The sequence below is a fragment of the Exiguobacterium sp. J17977 genome, assembly GCF_018616375.1.
Classification (GTDB): domain Bacteria; phylum Bacillota; class Bacilli; order Exiguobacteriales; family Exiguobacteriaceae; genus Exiguobacterium; species Exiguobacterium mexicanum.
Map to the genome: position 1 here is coordinate 1 of NZ_JAEQBB010000005.1, position 16,161 is coordinate 16,161.

The following is a 16,161-nucleotide window of genomic DNA, read 5'->3' on the forward strand; positions in this document are numbered from 1 at the left end:
GGCTCCGGGATTGCCTGCGGAAAGCGTGGGCGCCGGAAGGACGAGCGATTCTATTGATGTTAGTCAACAAGCTGAAGAAGTAGGCGCTCATCGGCGCCTACTTCTTTTTATAACGATTAAGTTGTCGTTTAATCGGTTCACGAAACACGGTCGCGACGAGCGTCAACACGATTAAAACCGCGAGGGCGAGCAAGACCATCTTCACATCCCCGCTCGCGAGACTGCTGCCGAGAAAGTTGTTGGCGAACGCTCCCGGAATCATGCCGACCGTCGTCGCGAGCACGTAAGCCGGTAGTCGCACTTTCGCCAGCCCGGAGGCATAACTGACCAAGTCAAAGTTGACGAGCGGGATTAGGCGTAAGATCAACACATAGAAGAACCCGTCCTCTTCGATTTTATGTTGGAGTTTCTCATAGCTACTCGCTTCGAAATGATGCAAAAAGCGGTCACCAAAGCGGATTGCCACGTAATACGCGACGAGCGCGCTGAGTGTAGCCCCGATGACCGTATAGACAACGCCGGCGAACGTCCCGAACGCCAAGCCGCCGGCGACGGACAAGACGGACGTCGGGAAGAGGATGAGCGGACGGAACGTGAACAAGATGATATAGACGAGCGGGGCGAGCCATCCGAATTGAACGATATAATCCCGAATCTCCGCCGGTCGCAAATCAATCCATTGATAGAGGAACATCGCCGTCCCGAACACGACCAAGACGATGGCAATAATCCACTGCGTTTTCCACTTGTTCATCGGTCGCCCTCCTCTCTTTCTTTCATCATATCGCCTCGTCTCGAAAAAGTAACGCCTTCCTTTTTTTAGGAGTCACATTATGGTACGGTTAGAAAAAGCAGAAGGAGGAATCCCTATGTACTTGGCAGATGCCATCAAACTGAAGAGCCTGCTCCATAAGCAGATTGATAAATTGTTAGAAGAAGTCGAGCGCGTCGCGTTCATCGAACTCGAGAAAGACGAGCCGCTCCCGACGATTCAATCGCGCTCACTCGAGGATATCGAAGTCGAACTCGAGTCGATTCGTCGAGATATGCGTTGTCTCGATCGTCTCGTTTATGAGGCGAACTTGAAGACGGTAATCGAGACGCACGACGGGCCACTCCCGCTCGTCGAGGCCATTGAGTTCGCGATTCAACTACGTGCTCAGGCCCGCATGTATCAAGAACTATCCGAGCGTCCGAAGCGCGAGTTTCAATACGGTTTTGGTGAAGGAACTGCCGTCATCAAGCATGCACTCTACGATCCGGAGCTATATCGCTTGAAAGCGATAGACGTCGAGAAGCGGGCGAACCGCATCTCAAACGCCATCAACGCGGCCAACTATCGCACGGAGATTGACTTTGACCCGAGTCGTTACATGTGACCTTGGCCCGGTGAGACTCCGGGTCAAGGATTGGCGCCATCACTTGTTCCTACGTCTAGGATGAGCATACGGCCATGGACCAACCAATTACCGATGACCGATGACACCTTTACTTGTCACTCGTTCCTAACCAGACACGATTCAAGTGCGCCGAAAACGCGCCGGGGAACATTCCCTGGCGCGTTTTTCACATGTGGTGATTATGATGGTCCTGATGATGCGAGCTTGAACGGCGGCGCGGTGCCGGCTCGTCGGCGAACTTCTCCCCGTCCAAAATACCGAGCCGTTTATATTGGCGGTCAATCCGCTCTTTCGTCTCGTCGTGTACGTGCGGCGACTCCATGACCAAATGATAACTGCCGAGTGCGACCCGGAACGGCTCCATCTGTGTCCGTTCGACCGGGAACGATGTCACATCCCGCAAGTAGTCGGCGAGCCGGTTGGCCGACTCGTCACTCGGATGGTCGGCCAGGTCTGACGCGAATTGTTGCATGTCTTTCAAGAGACTGTTCGTCTTCACTTGCTTACCGATGCCCCCAATTACAGCGAACACGATAATACCGATAATCAAGAAAAAGAAAATCGGGAAAATGATCGGCGCCCCACTAAAAAACGAATCCCCCATCCCCGTCGAATCGATGTAAACCTCTTCTCCAAATGCAAACGTATGGACCATGATGTTGCCCCCTTTTCCTATAAATACGGACGCAGTCCCATTTGGTTTCAAGACAATAAAAAAACCGTGGCATGCGCCACGGCTTCAGCGGTCAGTTCAATTGTTTCTCCATCATGATTCGAGGCTCGTTATCCTCTGTGTACGCCCCCATGATGTCGTAGCCACACAACAGATTCAAAATGATGACCCCTTTGTTCGTGTTGCGCGCTTTCGTTCGAATCGAATGGAACCCTTGTGCTTTCACCCACTCGAGTTGCGTGTCCATCAGCTTGCGGCCAATCCCATGCTTTTGAAACTCAGGGTGGACGCCGCCGGCCCAGCTATAGAAGCGATACGGCTCGGCCTCATAACCGATTTTGAAGCCGACGAGACGCTCGTCTGAGAATGCGAGCAACACGAGCGGGTTGGCATGGCGATACAGCCGTTCTTTAAAACGCAGTTGATCGATGTCCCCGTATAACGTCCGATACAGGTTAAAGAATTCCTCTTCATAGTCTTTGAAATTCGTTGTCACATCTTTCACGATAAATGAACTGGTCGTACTCATCTTTCCATCCCCTTTCAGTATATGGACAAGTTGCTCGTACGCCTGTACCTTTCGCCGTTTACTCCGTTTTTCCTGTCTCGCGCGCAAAAGCGGTCAAACCTTTTTGCTTATATACGCCGAGTGACCGCTTCGGAAGACTCTTCACCATCCAATTTTTTAAGATGCGCTGTTTGTCTTCTGCCTTCAGTCCATAGCCGTCCGTCACGACGTGGCGCGCCCGCGTCGTCACATCGTATAACGAGATGGCGGCAGCGACCGAGATGTTCAAGCTTTGGACGTAGCCTTGCATCGGAATCAAATAATTGCCGTCCGCTTTGGCGAGCGCCCGTTCCGATACGCCGTGATGTTCATTCCCGAATAAGAGCACGGTCGGTTTCGAGACGTCGATGTCCTCGAGCGGGACCGCCTCTTCACTGAGTGCCGTCGCGAGCACTTGATAACCGTCGGCCTTCAACCGATCGATTGCGTCCTCGATGGAAGGGTGTTCGACCACGTCGACCCAACGATCAGCGCTCTTGGCAATAATCGAGTTCGGTTTGAACTTGGCTCGTCCTTCGACGACGTGCAATGTCTGGACACCGAACGCGTCCGCCGACCGGAGCACGGCCGACTGATTGTGTGGGTCATCGACCCCTTCCGTCAAAATCGTGATATGGTTCGTCCGTAAATCCAACACTTCCTGCATCCGTTTGACACGGTCTGGCATCAACATGCTATATAGCAGTCGGTCTTCTTCTAATAAAAGGCCCGACTGCAACAACTCCTCAAGCATGGTCGCCTGCTCTTCTTTTGATAATGCCGATGTCGTCTGTCTCCATCCCATCGTTCTCGCCCCTTTCAACCTCTAGTATTGTAGCGAGATTCGTTCCGACTGACAAGCTAATGGAGGAACGAGTCAAATTGGGTTCGATTATGAAAATCTATGAAAATTAGGAAAACGGTTGCACAAAGTTATGCAATCGATTACAATCATCTATGCAAGCGATTGCATTGACAGTCGCCATAGACAGATAAAAAGTTCCGCATAGGAAGGAAGCGTATCACATGAAACAACTCATCTCGTTCGACTTTTGGCAGAAACTCGGCAAGGCCTTAATGGTCGTCATCGCCGTCATGCCGGCCGCGGGTCTCATGATCTCGATCGGTAAATTGATTGGCATGTCAGCCGGAGACGTCAGCATCTTGCTCACGACGGCTCGCATCATTGAAGATCTCGGTTGGGGAATCATCGTCAACTTACATATCTTGTTCGCAGTCGCCATCGGTGGCTCGTGGGCGAAAGATAAAGCCGGCGGTGCCTTCGCTGCACTGATTGCCTTTATCTTGATTAACCGTGTCACAGGTGCCATCTTCGGCGTCAACGGAGCAATGCTCCAAGACCCGGAAGCGACTGTCCAGTCTCTCTTCGGAGCTGACCTTGTCGTCGCCGACTACTTCACATCTGTACTCGGTTCACCAGCTCTCAACATGGGCGTGTTCGTCGGGATTATCGCCGGTTTCCTTGGTGGAGCCCTTTATAACAAGTTCTATAACTTCAACAAATTGCCGAACGCCCTCTCGTTCTTCAACGGGAAGCGCTTCGTCCCATTCGTCGTCATTCTCGGTTCGGTCGTTGCCGCCATCGCCTTGTCGATCATTTGGCCGACGATTCAAGGCGCGCTCAATAGCTTCGGTGAATGGATTGCCACATCACGCAACACGGCACCAGTCCTCGCGCCGTTCATCTACGGTGCGCTCGAGCGTCTCCTCTTGCCGTTCGGTTTGCATCACATGCTCACCGTACCGATGAACTACACGGAGCTCGGTGGCACGTACACGATTTTGACAGGTGCGACAGCCGGTTCGGTCGTTGCGGGTCAAGATCCGCTCTGGTTGGCTTGGGTCACAGACCTCGTTAACCTTCGCGCCGCTGGTGATACAGCCGCTTACAACGCCTTGCTCGCTGACGTCGTACCGGCCCGCTTCAAAGTCGGTCAAGTCATCTTGTCGTTCGCTGCCTTGATCGGTGCCGCTTATGCGATGTACCGCAACGTTGACGAAGACAAGAAAGCACAATACAAACCGATGTTCTTGTCGGCTGGTCTCGCCGTCTTCTTGACGGGTGTCACAGAACCAATCGAATTCATGTTCATGTTCGTCGCGCCAGTCCTTTACGTCGTCTACGCGCTCATGGCCGGTGCCGCCTTCGCTTTAGCGGATGTCATCGATCTTCGTGTCCACGCGTTCGGTGCGATTGAATTGCTCACACGCATCCCGATGATTGTCAAAGCAGGGTTGCTCCAAGATTTGATTAACTTCTTCCTCGTGTCGGCCGTCTTCTTCTTCTTGAACTTCGGTGTGTTCAACTTCTTCATCAAGAAGATGAACCTTCCGACGCCTGGCCGTAACGGGAACTATATGGAAGAAACAACTGAGAAATCGAACGTGACCGGCAACGAGCAGGTCATGGGGATTATCGCTCTACTCGGTGGGGAAGAGAACATCGAGGACGTCGATGCCTGCATGACGCGTCTCCGTGTCACAGTCAAAGACATGTCGCTCGTCTCAGAAGAGAGCGAATGGAAAAAGAACGGCGCCATGGGTCTTATCTTAAAAGACCGCGGTGTCCAAGCAATCTACGGCCCGAAAGCCGACGTATTGAAGTCAGATATTCAAGACGTCATCGGTGCATAATCAACAGGCCAGCTCGTACGAGTTGGCCTGTTTTTTCTAAAGGAGGACTACCGTGAATATTTTAACGCTGAACTGTCACGCCTGGTTAGAGGACCGTCAACAAGAGAAAATCGACTCGATTGTCGAACGAATCGCGAGCGAGGAATATGACATCATCGCACTCCAAGAAGTGAATCAACATAAAGAAGCCCCGCTCATCGACGGCTTGATTCGAGAGAACAACTTCGCCTATGTGCTCGTCGAGCGTTTGAAAGAGCAAGGCGTCGATTACTACATGACATGGGACTTCGCCCATTACGGCTATGACATCTACGAGGAAGGCGTCGCCATTTTGTCGCGCACCCCGTTCGTGTCGACCGAATCGTTCTTCGTCTCCCAGACGACCGACCCGAACGATTACAAATCTCGGAAAATCGTCAAGGCGATCGTGGACGGCATGGACGCACCGACGGCAATTTACTCGTGTCACCTCGGTTGGTGGCATGATGCCGACGAACCGGTGCGCCATCAGCTCGATGAACTGTTGCGCCGCGTCGAGGACGACGACCGTGCTTTGTTGCTCGGTGACTTCAATAACGACGCGTTCATCCGTGGCGAAGGGTACGACTACTTGATCGAGCACGGCCTCCAAGACTTGTTCCATTTGGCGACCGAGCGTGAAGGTGATGCGACCGTCCAAGGCAAGATTGCCGGCTGGGACGAGAACAAGCAGGCGCTTCGCATCGACTTGATGCTGACAAACGCCCCGATTCACGTCTCACGCCATGCCGTCGTCTTTGACGGCGAGAACGGTCCGATCGTCTCCGACCATGCCGGTGTCGAAGCGACGGCATTCTGGCGCTAATCAGACCCTTTTCTTTCACAATGTGAGAGAAAAGGGTTTTGCTTTTGACGAAAATTCGGTATGGTTGGAAACGACTGATGTCTAACGACCATTCTTTTTTGAAAGTAGTGATTTCTTTTGACGACTTCTTCAACGCTCAGTCGGACCGACTGGACGCTTATTTTATCACTCGCCCTGCTCACGTTTGTGCTCGGGACGAGTGAATTTGTCATCGTCGGGATTTTGCCTGATATCGCCGACGGTCTATCGATTTCGATTGCCACGGCCGGAACGCTCGTCTCGGCATTCGCCATCACGTTCGCCATCGGCACGCCACTGACGATGTCATTGACGAGCCATTTACCGAAACGAAAACTGATGCTCGTGCTCACCGCTCTGTTCATCGTCTTCAACCTATTCAGCAGTCTCGCTCCGACGTACGGGATCTTGCTCGTGCTCCGGATGATGACCGCCGTCGTGACGGGCGTGCTCATCTCGCTCGCCATGCTCGTCGCCAGTGAATCGGTACCGACCGGGAAGCGCGGGATTGCCGTCTCGTTCATTTTCGGTGGCTTTACGATGGCGAACGTATTCGGCGTCCCGCTCGGTACGTTCATCGGCCAACGGACCGGATGGGAAACGACGTTCCTGTTGACGACCGCCTTAGGTGTCATCGCGCTCTTCGCCGTCTATCGCGTCGTCCCGAGTCAATTAACGAGCACCAAGACGTCGATTGCCGATCAATTGCGCCTCTTGACGAACCCGCGAATTTTAATCGCGTTCTTCATCCCGGCGTTCGGCTTCGGCGCGACGTACGTCGTCTATACGTACCTCGTCCCGATTTTGAAAAGTGTGCTCGGCGTCCCTATCGCATGGATCAGTCCAATCCTGTTCGCTTACGGGTTCATCTCCATCTTCAGCAATATGGCGGCCGGTAAAATCGCCAGTCACAATCCGATCGGTCGGCTCCGATACGTCTTCCTCATTCAAGCGCTCGTCTTGGCGGCGTTGTATGTGACGACGTCGAACGTGACGCTCGGCCTGATCAATATCGCGTTCATGTCGTTCATGGCGATTCTACTGACGACATCGACGCAAATCTATTTGATCGACTTGGCCGAGAAGTTCAATCCGGACGCCAAAGGCCTGGCTTCATCGCTCATGCCGGTCGCGAGCAACGTCGGCATCGGTATGGGCTCAGCGCTCGGCGGGCTCGTCTATGCGAACGCACCCGTCATGACGCTCGCCCTCGTCGGGGGAGCCGTAGCACTCTTGACGGCATTGTTAACCACCGTCAGTTATAAGCTCGACCAACGTTAAAACAGCGTGCCCACGTCGGGCACGCTGTTTTCATAACCAATCGATGATTTGGTCGATCGTCTCGTCTTGTTGCTCTTTGGCGCTGAGCGGGCTGTCGTTATCCCCATCCTGCGGTCCGTACATCCCAAAATTGGCGTGATTGCCGTCCTTAATCTGATGGAAGACGGCGTCATTCGGGACGTTGTCACGGCTCGCTTCGATATCAGCCGGTGTGGCCAGACCGTCGATTTCCCCAGAGACGGACAAGACACGCAGATTGCTATCCGCCATCGTACTGATTGGGTACGACGCGAGGAAGATGACGCCCTCGACTTGTTCCTCGTGTTCGAGCGCGTAACCGGACGCGGCCGAACCGCCGAGTGAATGCCCCCCGACGACCCAACGCTCGATGTCTGGATGGGCGGCGATGATGGCATCTGCGGCATCGATATCGGCTATCCCGAGATTCAAGCGCAACGATGGGATGGCGACGAAGATTCCTTCTTCCGCTAACCTTGCTCCATAATAGGCGTACGCCTCTTTCTCGACTTTCGCTCCCGGATACAGGATGACACCAACCTCGCTGTCGGTCTGCCCAAACTCGAGACGATTGTCCACTTCCGTCGCCTCAGCCGCGTAACCGCGCGCTTCTTCCGTCGGTCCGTACGTCAGTTGCGTCCACACGAGGAAGCCGATGATGGCGACCAAGATGACCCCTAATAGGCCAAGGCCAATCCACTTCAGTTTTTTCTTCATTATATACCTCCATTTGCATCCACTTCCCCGTCACGGTACACTAGTAGTAAAAAAGGGAAATACCAGGGGGACACCATGACCAAAAGTTCTGTAACCACGACGATTCAGTGGTTTATTTTTATTTTAGCTACAAACATTGTACCACCGCTCTCCATCGCTGCCTTATTCGAACTGTCGCCGGCCGAGACGATGACGTTCATCTCACGTTCACTGTTCGTCTTCGCACTGTTCAGCATCATCCAGACACTGCTCGGACACCGTCTGCCGATTCTCGAAGGACCGGCCGGGATTTGGTGGGGCGTGTTCACGCTCTACGCCTCCATCGGTCCAGCGCTTTATGGAAGCGGACAAGAGACGCTCCAGGCACTCGGGTTCATGCTGTTCTTGAGCGGTGTACTCGGTGTGATCATGACCGTCACCGGCCTGTTGCGACGGATGCTGTCGTTGTTCACCCCACAAGTTCTCGGGGTCTATATGATACTACTCGTCCTGCAACTGTCGGGTGCCGTCATCAAAGGCGGCTTTGGCGTGACCGAGGACGGTATCAATATCGTTCAAGCCGTCGCGACGGCCGGTCTCGTGTTGTTCGCGCTCACGCTCGAGCGTAGCCGGTTCAAACAGTATGGACTCGTCATGACGCTCATCGCCGGATTTTGGTTGTTCAACTTGCTCGGACTCGGCAACCCGATCGTCCGTTCCGAGTCATTCTTCCTCGTCCCTGAACTGTTCCCGTTCGGAACGTGGGTGTGGGATTGGAACTTGCTCCCGACTGCGTTCGTCATTACGCTCCTGCTCATGACGAACGTCCTTGCCAATATCAAATTGATTGAGCGTATCGTCAGCTCGCGCGAGAAGCGTCAAATCGAAGGCAACGTCCCGGCGTCCGGCGTCGTCAGTGGCATCAGTCAGATGGTGGCGGGCATGTTCGGGACACCGGGACCGGTCGCCATCTCTGGAACGGCTGGTTTCTTATCTTCGACGGAGAGCGTCCATCGCTCACCCCATCTCGTGGCCCATGCTGTGATGATGGTGCTCGCCCTCATCGGTCCGTTCGTCTCGCTCATCGCGAGCATCCCGGCCGCCGTCGGATACGCCATCGTCACCCCGCTCATCGCGACGATGATTATCATCGGGATTAACGAGGCGGCGTTCGAATTGAATCAAAAGACGGCGTCACTCACTGTCGGGCTCCCGCTCGTCATCGGAGCCGGCGCGATGTTGCTCCCGCCTGGAGCAATGAACGATTTGCCGCCACTCTTGGCGACCGTGTTCTCGAACGGACTCGTCCTCGGAACAATCGTCGCCTTGACGACGGCCATCCTTAGCCGCATCCACGACTAAAAAAACTGACCTCGCGCGAGGTCAGTTTTTTTCGGTTACGTGCATATGGAACGCTGCATCGTGCGGCAAGACGGCACCATCTTCGGCCTCGAAGTGCGCACGGTCCTTGACGTAGGCAGCAATCGAAATCGTATCGCGGTGCAGTGCTCGTTTGAACGCCTGCTCGGCTGTGACAGGTGTCCCGTCGTCGTTTTTCAACTCAAGACCCATCAGTTTATAGCCGAGCGTCTGTCCGCCGCGACGCATCTGACACGCCTCGAGCGCATAGGCGACGAGCGTCGGTGTGATGACGGTATGGACGAACTCGCTCTTCACTTTTTTACGGACGAGCTGTTCGACGCCGTAACTGACCAATCCAGCGATGACGCTATCAATCAATACGGCTTTCGTCCGTTTTTTCGTCAGTCGCTTCATTGGCTCATCCTCTGCATCATACCAGACGTCAACACTTCGATGCCTTGTCCTTCTTCGGCGGCCATAATCAAGGCACGCGCCACATGAAGCGCTTGAATCGGTGCGGCGTCTGGGAGTTTGTCGAGCAAGAACGGTTGGAGCGGACGGCTGACAACTTCGGCCGTCTTCTCGCCGAGACGGAACTCCTCACGGTCCCCGAGCAAGAGCGACGGTCGGGCGATAATCAAGTGTTCGAAGCCGAACACTTTAAGCCCGTTCTCGAGCTCACCTTTCACGCGGTTGTAGAAGAACGGTGACCGAAGTGACGCGCCTTGTGCCGAGACGACGGCATAACGTGTCGCCCCGTGTCGCTTCGCGACGCGCGCCACTTCGAGCGGCAAGTCGAGATCGACATGTTTGAACGCCTGACGTGAACCGGCGACGGCAATCGTCGTCCCGAGTGCACAGTAGACGTCATCAATGTGTGGCAACACCTCGTCCATCCCTTCAAACCCGACGACTTCATGTAGTTTCGGATGACTCCATCGTTTCGAGCGGCGGACGATCATCCAAACTTGATCATACCGTTCTTGTTCGAGCAACTGTTCGACGAGTTCACGTCCAATCAATCCAGTGGCGCCAACGACAAGTGCAGTTTTCCCCATGCTTGTTCCCCCTAGTTACGTAGTTCCTTTCAGTCTAGCTGACTTGCCGGTTATCGGCAACGACCTCGGCCGGACGAAACCGGTCGACGAGTCGGAAGAACCCGTTCAACAGAAGCGCGGTGAACGATCCGGCGACAATGGCACTGTCCGTAAACAACTGCACCGCCTCTGGCATGTTGGCGACGATGGCCGGATTGGCCGTGATGCCGAGTCCGACACCGATCGACAAGGCGATTGTAATCAAGTTCTCATTTTTCGCAAAATCGACTTGGCTCAAAATCCGAATCCCTGAAGCCGCGACCGTGCCGAACATGACGAGCATCGCCCCACCGAGAACCGGTTTCGGAATCAATGTCGTGAACGTCGCGACTTTCGGCAAGAAGCCGAGCAAAATCAATAAACCGCTCGTCCAGAAGATGACGCGACGCGATTTGACGCCTGACAATTGCACAAGTCCGACATTCTGACTGAATGTCGTATACGGGAAGCTGTTGAAAATCCCGCCGAGAATCGTCGCGACCCCTTCGGCCCGATACCCTTTCGTCAACTCGTTTGAGCCAATCGGTTTTTTCGTAATATCGCTCAGTGCCAAGAAGACACCCGTCGATTCAATCATCGAGATGATGGCCACGAGCGTCATGACGAGGATGGCCGAGATATCAAACGTCGGCATCCCGAAGTAGAACGGTTGTACCATTTGGAACCAACCGGCCTCACGGACCGGGCTGAAATCGACGAGACCGAGGAATGCGGCGACACCTGTACCGATCAAGACCGCAAACAAGACGGCGGCCGCTCGCGTGAACACGGTACCGATTCGGTTCAAGACGAGAATCAAACCGATGGTCAAACCACCGAGCGCCAAGTTTTGCATCGAGGCGAAACCAGGCTCACCTGGCATCCCTCCGCCGATATCATTGATGGCGACCGGGATGAGCGATAGACCGATAATCGTCACGACTGAGCCGAGCACGACCGGCGGGAAGAAGCGGGCCAGTTTTCCGACAAAACCTGAAATCAAGATGACGATGATTCCGCTCGCGATGAGCGCCCCATAGATGGCGGTGATTCCGCTCGAGCTACCGATGGCAATCATCGGACCGACCGCGGTGAACGTACAACCGAGCACGACCGGGAGACCAACGCCGGTAAAACGAGTCGTCCATACTTGTAACAACGTCGCAACACCACACATGAATAAATCAATGGCGACGAGATACGCGAGTTCTGTCGGACCGAGTCCGATGGCACCCCCGACGATGAGCGGGACGATAGCCGCGCCCGTGTACATGGCGAGTAAGTGTTGAAAACCAAGGCTGGCTGTCTTAAACGTATTCATCGGACCACCTCCACGAAGGAGATCTCACCCGCTTCAAGCTTTGCGATCCGGGCGAGTGATTCGACTTGATAGCCTCGCTCGAGCAACTTGCCCCGTCCCGGTTGGAACGACTTCTCGATGACGATGCCGACACCGGCGACGACCGCCCCGGCGGATTCGACGAGCTGCGTCAAACCGAGAGCAGCTTCCCCGTTGGCAAGGAAGTCATCGATGACGAGCACGCGCTCCCCGTGTTGGACGAAGCGTCGGCTCAAACTGATGCGGTTCGTCTCTTGTTTCGTGAACGAATAGACGTCCGCTTCAACGAGATCGTCTTGGAGCGTGAGTGATTTACGTTTACGGGCGAAAACGAACGGGATGTTCATCTCAAGTGCCGTCATCATCGCCGGAGCGATTCCACTCGATTCCAATGTGACGATGCGGTCAATTCCCGCGTCACGGAATCGGTCTGCGAACTCGCGTCCGATGGCTAGCATTAAGACCGGATCGACTTGATGGTTCAAGAAGGCATCGACTTTCAATACGTGTTCGGACAACGCTTGTCCTTCATCTCTGATTTTGTCTTCTAACTGCTTCATTGTTTTCCCTCCAATAAAAAAATGCGATTCGTCACCCCAACCCGGGGACGACGAACCGCATGGAAACAAAACGAATGCACACGACAAGCGTCACCCGTAGTCGAACCATTTACGGTGGTTCGGTAGAGACTTGTGAGCCATATTCTCACGGATATACGAGTGCGAATCTTTTAGTTATATAAGATAGGACTTATTCTAGACGATATTTTATAAATTGCAACCCGTTTTGGAAAAGACGGCTAAAAGTTCGATTTTTCTGAAACTGCTGTATACTAAAGATACTGGAAAAACGAGAGGAGCCACATCCATTATGAAGCTATTCGTTTTAGGTGCCACCGGTCGGACCGGTCATCAGTTTGTCGATCAAGCCATCGAGCATGGTCATCATGTCACCGCTTTCGTACGGGAACAGAAAAAATTGATTCCGACCCCGCAACTTGAAATCATCGAAGGCGACGTCACAGACAGCGCCGCACTGACGAACGCACTCGCTGGTCATGACGCCGTCATCAGCTGTCTCGGAACCGACTTGAGCGATTCGGACTTCTTGGCCCGCGTCACCGATGCGCTCGTCCCGGCACTGAAAGCAAACGCCATCAATCGGGTCGTCTATCTCGCGTCGGCCGGAATCGACAAAGAGATTCCAGGTATCGCCGGCACGGTCGTCACGTTCATGCTTCGGAAACCGCTCCGTGATCACCGGGCCGCGGTCGATTTATGGCGCAACTCGTCGTTCGATTACACGATTGTGCGGCCGATGCAATTGACGGACGGTCCTCGGACGTCAGCGTATCGCACCTCCGTCGACAGCATTCCAGACAACGGGAAACAGATTTCACGGGCCGATGTCGCCCAGTTCATGCTGAACGCCGTTGAAGACCAACTCTTCATCCGCCAATCGGTCGGACTGGCGTACTAATTTTTTTGAATCCATGCTACAATATCGGATAGTCAACTTTGAAGGGAACGAATAAGAAATATGAGTATATTAACAGTACAAAACTTGAGCCACGGTTTCGGTGACCGCGCCATTTTGAATGACGTGTCTTTCCGTCTATTGAAAGGTGAACACATCGGCCTCATCGGAGCGAACGGTGAAGGAAAATCTACGTTCATGAACATCATCACACGTAAGCTCCAGCCGGACGAAGGCAAAATCGAGTGGGCGAAAAACGTCCGTGTCGGTTACCTCGACCAGCACGCAGTCCTTGAGCGAGGGATGACGATTCGAGACGTGTTAAAGAGCGCGTTCCAATACTTGATTGACACCGAGACACGCATCGGTGAGCTCTACATGGAAATGGGCGATGCGACGCCGGAACAGATGGACGACATGCTCGCCGAAGTCGGCGAACTGCAGGAGATGCTCGATTCGAACGACTTCTATATCATCGATGCGAAAGTCGAAGAAGTAGCTCGCGGTCTCGGTATTTTAGATGTCGGACTCGACCGTGACGTCACGGACCTCTCAGGTGGTCAGCGGACGAAAGTATTGCTCGCGAAATTGCTTCTCGAGAAACCGGATATCCTTCTCCTCGATGAGCCGACCAACTATTTGGACGAGGCCCACATCGAGTGGTTGAAGCGTTATCTCCAAAACTACGACAACGCCTTCATCTTGATTTCGCACGATATCCCGTTCTTAAACAGCGTCATCAACTTGGTTTACCATATGGAGAACCAAGACTTGTCACGCTATGTCGGGGACTACGACAAGTTCATGGAAGTGTACGAGATGAAACGCTCGCAGCTCGAATCGGCTTATAAACGCCAGCAGGCTGAAATCGCCGACTTGAAAGACTTCGTCGCCCGCAACAAGGCACGCGTTTCGACGCGGAACATGGCGATGTCGCGCCAGAAGAAACTCGATAAGATGGACGTCATCGAACTGAGCGCAGAGCGTCCGAAACCAGAGTTCCGGTTCTTGCAGGCACGCACGTCAGGTCGTCTCATCTTTGACGCCAAAAATCTCGTCATCGGTTATGATGAGCCGCTCTCACGCCCACTCGACCTCCAAATGGAGCGCGGTCAGAAAATCGCCCTCGTCGGTGCGAACGGGATCGGGAAGACGACACTGTTGAAGAGCCTTCTTGGCATGATCAACCCGCTTGAAGGAACCGTCGAACGCGGTGAGTTCTTGGAGATCGGGTACTTTGAACAAGAAGCGGCCGTCAGCAACAACACGTGTATCGAAGAGATTTGGAGCGAGTTCCCATCACTCAACCAGCAACAAGTCCGGGCCATGCTCGCGAAATGCGGTCTCATGACGAAGCATATCGAGAGTAAAATCGCAGTGCTCAGTGGTGGAGAGAAGGCGAAGGTCCGTCTCTGTAAACTCCAAAACAACGAATCGAACTTGCTCCTCCTCGATGAGCCGACGAATCACTTGGACGTCGACGCGAAGGAAGAGTTGAAACGTGCGTTGAAAGAATATAAAGGCAGTATCCTACTCATCAGTCACGAACCGGAGTTCTATCAAGACATCGTCACCGACGTCTGGAACTGTGAATCGTGGACGACAAAAGTATTCTAATCCGTGTAGAGGAAGTGGCGTATGGCTGGCCCGATTCAAGTAAACGAACGCATCGTTCTGTATGACATCATTCGAGGGTTTGCCCTGTGCGGCATCTTCCTCGTCAACATCCCAAGCATGCTCGGGAGCGACTGGATTTTCGGTAATCCGATGTATGAAGGAAGCGACCTCTTCGTCCGCACACTGTTCGATTTGTTCGTCCAGACAAAGTTTTACACGATTTTCTCGCTCTTGTTCGGAATCGGCTTCTCGATTTTCCTCGAGCGCTCATATGCGCGCGGGGATTCGGTCGCCCGTTATATCCGCCGCATCGTCATCTTGTTTCTCTTCGGACTCGTTCACCTGGCCATTTGGTCGGGTGACATCTTACATACGTATGCGATGTGGGGCTTGTTGCTCCCGTTGTTTTATGGATTGAGTAACCGGGCGATTTTAACGTGGGCATGGGGCTTGTTGATCACAAGCTTTGTACTGTTTTATGGCTCATCAATCTATCTAGAATGGGCATTAGGCTATACGTCTATTGCAGGACCGTTCCCGACCGCATTCAATTCCGGATTCGGACCTTGGTTCGACTATCGCTTGGATAATGAGATTTTTGACATGTTCCAAAATTCGTTGTTCGCCGGTTTTGAAATCTTTAGCCTGTTCTTATTCGGCCTGTATATCGGACGGGAACGGAAGCTCCTCACGTGGAGCATCCGAGGGTTGACACGGACGGCCATCATCTGTGTAGTAGCGGCCCTTCCGTTCTTTGCAATCATCCTTTGGCACCATTACGGTGACGGTGCCGAATATTCGGCGACAAATTCTGCCGCCGTCCTCGTCTCCGGCAAACTGCTCGCGACGGCGTACGTCTGTCTGTTCACGATTGCCGTCCGCAACGGGCGCGCATTCCGTCCGTTGCAGGCGCTCGGCCGCATGGCACTGACGAACTATTTGACGCACACCCTCGTCGTCGTCCTCCCGGTCATCGCCCTCGGCTACTACGGTCGCCTGTCGTTGACGGAAGGATTGTTCTTAAGTATCGCGATTTTGATTGCCCAAGCGTTCTTCTCGATGTGGTGGCTGAAATCGCATCGATACGGCCCGTTCGAAAAAGTATGGCGCATCGGAACGTATGGACTTCAAAAAAATAAGGATACCGCTTAAAGGCCGA

The 16,161-nt window shown here is 53.6% G+C and carries 17 protein-coding genes and 1 riboswitch; of the genes, 8 read left to right on the plus strand and 9 right to left on the minus strand.

Annotated features, from left to right (window positions below):
• Positions 1 to 97 precede the first annotated feature (97 nt).
• The gene (locus tag KNO58_RS09830; protein ID WP_214753516.1) at positions 98 to 754 is read right to left on the minus strand and encodes a TVP38/TMEM64 family protein; all 657 of its coding nucleotides are present in this window, start codon (positions 752 to 754) and stop codon (positions 98 to 100) included.
• A 115-nt stretch (positions 755 to 869) separates the two neighbouring features.
• Between KNO58_RS09830 and KNO58_RS09835 the strand changes: the two genes are divergently transcribed.
• Positions 870 to 1,379, plus strand: a complete 510-nt coding sequence (locus KNO58_RS09835) for a hypothetical protein (protein ID WP_058765452.1) — start codon at positions 870 to 872, stop codon at positions 1,377 to 1,379.
• A gap of 187 nt (positions 1,380 to 1,566) precedes the next feature.
• Here the strand turns inward: KNO58_RS09835 and KNO58_RS09840 are convergent, their stop codons facing one another.
• The 3 genes from KNO58_RS09840 to KNO58_RS09850 form a co-directional block, all read right to left on the minus strand.
• Positions 1,567 to 2,055 carry a hypothetical protein gene (locus tag KNO58_RS09840; protein ID WP_214753518.1) on the minus strand — a complete coding sequence of 163 codons (489 nt, stop codon included), beginning with the start codon at positions 2,053 to 2,055 and terminating at the stop codon, positions 1,567 to 1,569.
• A 91-nt stretch (positions 2,056 to 2,146) separates the two neighbouring features.
• The gene (locus KNO58_RS09845) at positions 2,147 to 2,602 is read right to left on the minus strand and encodes a GNAT family N-acetyltransferase (protein ID WP_021068095.1); all 456 of its coding nucleotides are present in this window, start codon (positions 2,600 to 2,602) and stop codon (positions 2,147 to 2,149) included.
• Between the two features lie 58 nt (positions 2,603 to 2,660).
• A complete protein-coding gene (locus tag KNO58_RS09850) occupies positions 2,661 to 3,425 on the minus strand; it encodes a TrmH family RNA methyltransferase (RefSeq protein ID WP_214753520.1) in 765 nt (254 codons plus the stop codon).
• Between the two features lie 221 nt (positions 3,426 to 3,646).
• On the opposite strand from KNO58_RS09850, the gene KNO58_RS09855 reads away from it, so the two are divergent.
• From KNO58_RS09855 to KNO58_RS09865, 3 genes are all read left to right on the plus strand, one after another.
• A complete protein-coding gene (locus KNO58_RS09855) occupies positions 3,647 to 5,275 on the plus strand; it encodes a PTS transporter subunit IIBC (RefSeq protein ID WP_214718486.1) in 1,629 nt (542 codons plus the stop codon).
• Between the two features lie 52 nt (positions 5,276 to 5,327).
• Entirely contained in the window at positions 5,328 to 6,119 is a 792-nt protein-coding gene (locus KNO58_RS09860; protein ID WP_214753523.1) for an endonuclease/exonuclease/phosphatase family protein, read from the plus strand.
• 117 nt (positions 6,120 to 6,236) lie between these two features.
• Entirely contained in the window at positions 6,237 to 7,418 is a 1,182-nt protein-coding gene (locus KNO58_RS09865) for an MFS transporter (RefSeq protein ID WP_214753525.1), read from the plus strand.
• Positions 7,419 to 7,448: 30 nt separating this feature from the next.
• Here the strand turns inward: KNO58_RS09865 and KNO58_RS09870 are convergent, their stop codons facing one another.
• Positions 7,449 to 8,153, minus strand: coding sequence for an alpha/beta hydrolase (locus tag KNO58_RS09870; RefSeq protein WP_214753526.1), 705 nt, complete (start codon positions 8,151 to 8,153; stop codon positions 7,449 to 7,451).
• A gap of 75 nt (positions 8,154 to 8,228) precedes the next feature.
• Between KNO58_RS09870 and KNO58_RS09875 the strand changes: the two genes are divergently transcribed.
• The gene (locus tag KNO58_RS09875; protein WP_214753529.1) at positions 8,229 to 9,494 is read left to right on the plus strand and encodes a purine/pyrimidine permease; all 1,266 of its coding nucleotides are present in this window, start codon (positions 8,229 to 8,231) and stop codon (positions 9,492 to 9,494) included.
• Positions 9,495 to 9,515: 21 nt separating this feature from the next.
• Here KNO58_RS09875 and KNO58_RS09880 read toward each other — a convergent pair whose 3' ends face one another.
• Genes KNO58_RS09880 through KNO58_RS09895 form a run of 4 tightly spaced genes read right to left on the minus strand, consistent with a single transcriptional unit; the run spans position 9,516 to position 12,469 of the window.
• On the minus strand, positions 9,516 to 9,908 hold the full coding sequence (locus KNO58_RS09880) for an RDD family protein (protein WP_214753532.1): 393 nt from the start codon (positions 9,906 to 9,908) through the stop codon (positions 9,516 to 9,518).
• Positions 9,905 to 10,552, minus strand: a complete 648-nt coding sequence (locus tag KNO58_RS09885; RefSeq protein ID WP_214753534.1) for an NAD(P)H-binding protein — start codon at positions 10,550 to 10,552, stop codon at positions 9,905 to 9,907. Before KNO58_RS09885 ends, KNO58_RS09880 begins: the two co-directional genes overlap by 4 nt.
• A gap of 34 nt (positions 10,553 to 10,586) precedes the next feature.
• Positions 10,587 to 11,891 carry a nucleobase:cation symporter-2 family protein gene (locus KNO58_RS09890; RefSeq protein ID WP_214753536.1) on the minus strand — a complete coding sequence of 435 codons (1,305 nt, stop codon included), beginning with the start codon at positions 11,889 to 11,891 and terminating at the stop codon, positions 10,587 to 10,589.
• Positions 11,888 to 12,469 carry a xanthine phosphoribosyltransferase gene (locus KNO58_RS09895; RefSeq protein WP_214753538.1) on the minus strand — a complete coding sequence of 194 codons (582 nt, stop codon included), beginning with the start codon at positions 12,467 to 12,469 and terminating at the stop codon, positions 11,888 to 11,890. The genes KNO58_RS09890 and KNO58_RS09895 overlap by 4 nt, the downstream gene beginning before the upstream one ends.
• A gap of 77 nt (positions 12,470 to 12,546) precedes the next feature.
• Positions 12,547 to 12,648, minus strand: a riboswitch (purine riboswitch).
• 131 nt (positions 12,649 to 12,779) lie between these two features.
• Between KNO58_RS09895 and KNO58_RS09900 the strand changes: the two genes are divergently transcribed.
• Genes KNO58_RS09900 through KNO58_RS09910 form a run of 3 tightly spaced genes read left to right on the plus strand, consistent with a single transcriptional unit; the run spans position 12,780 to position 16,154 of the window.
• Positions 12,780 to 13,388 (plus strand): NAD(P)-dependent oxidoreductase, encoded by a 609-nt coding sequence (locus tag KNO58_RS09900; protein WP_214753540.1) that lies wholly within the window; start codon positions 12,780 to 12,782, stop codon positions 13,386 to 13,388.
• A 60-nt stretch (positions 13,389 to 13,448) separates the two neighbouring features.
• Positions 13,449 to 15,002: an ABC-F family ATP-binding cassette domain-containing protein gene (locus tag KNO58_RS09905; RefSeq protein ID WP_021068083.1), complete on the plus strand. Its 1,554-nt coding sequence runs from the start codon at positions 13,449 to 13,451 to the stop codon at positions 15,000 to 15,002.
• A gap of 21 nt (positions 15,003 to 15,023) precedes the next feature.
• Positions 15,024 to 16,154, plus strand: a complete 1,131-nt coding sequence (locus KNO58_RS09910; protein WP_214753542.1) for a DUF418 domain-containing protein — start codon at positions 15,024 to 15,026, stop codon at positions 16,152 to 16,154.
• The last annotated feature ends 7 nt before the right edge of the window (positions 16,155 to 16,161 follow it).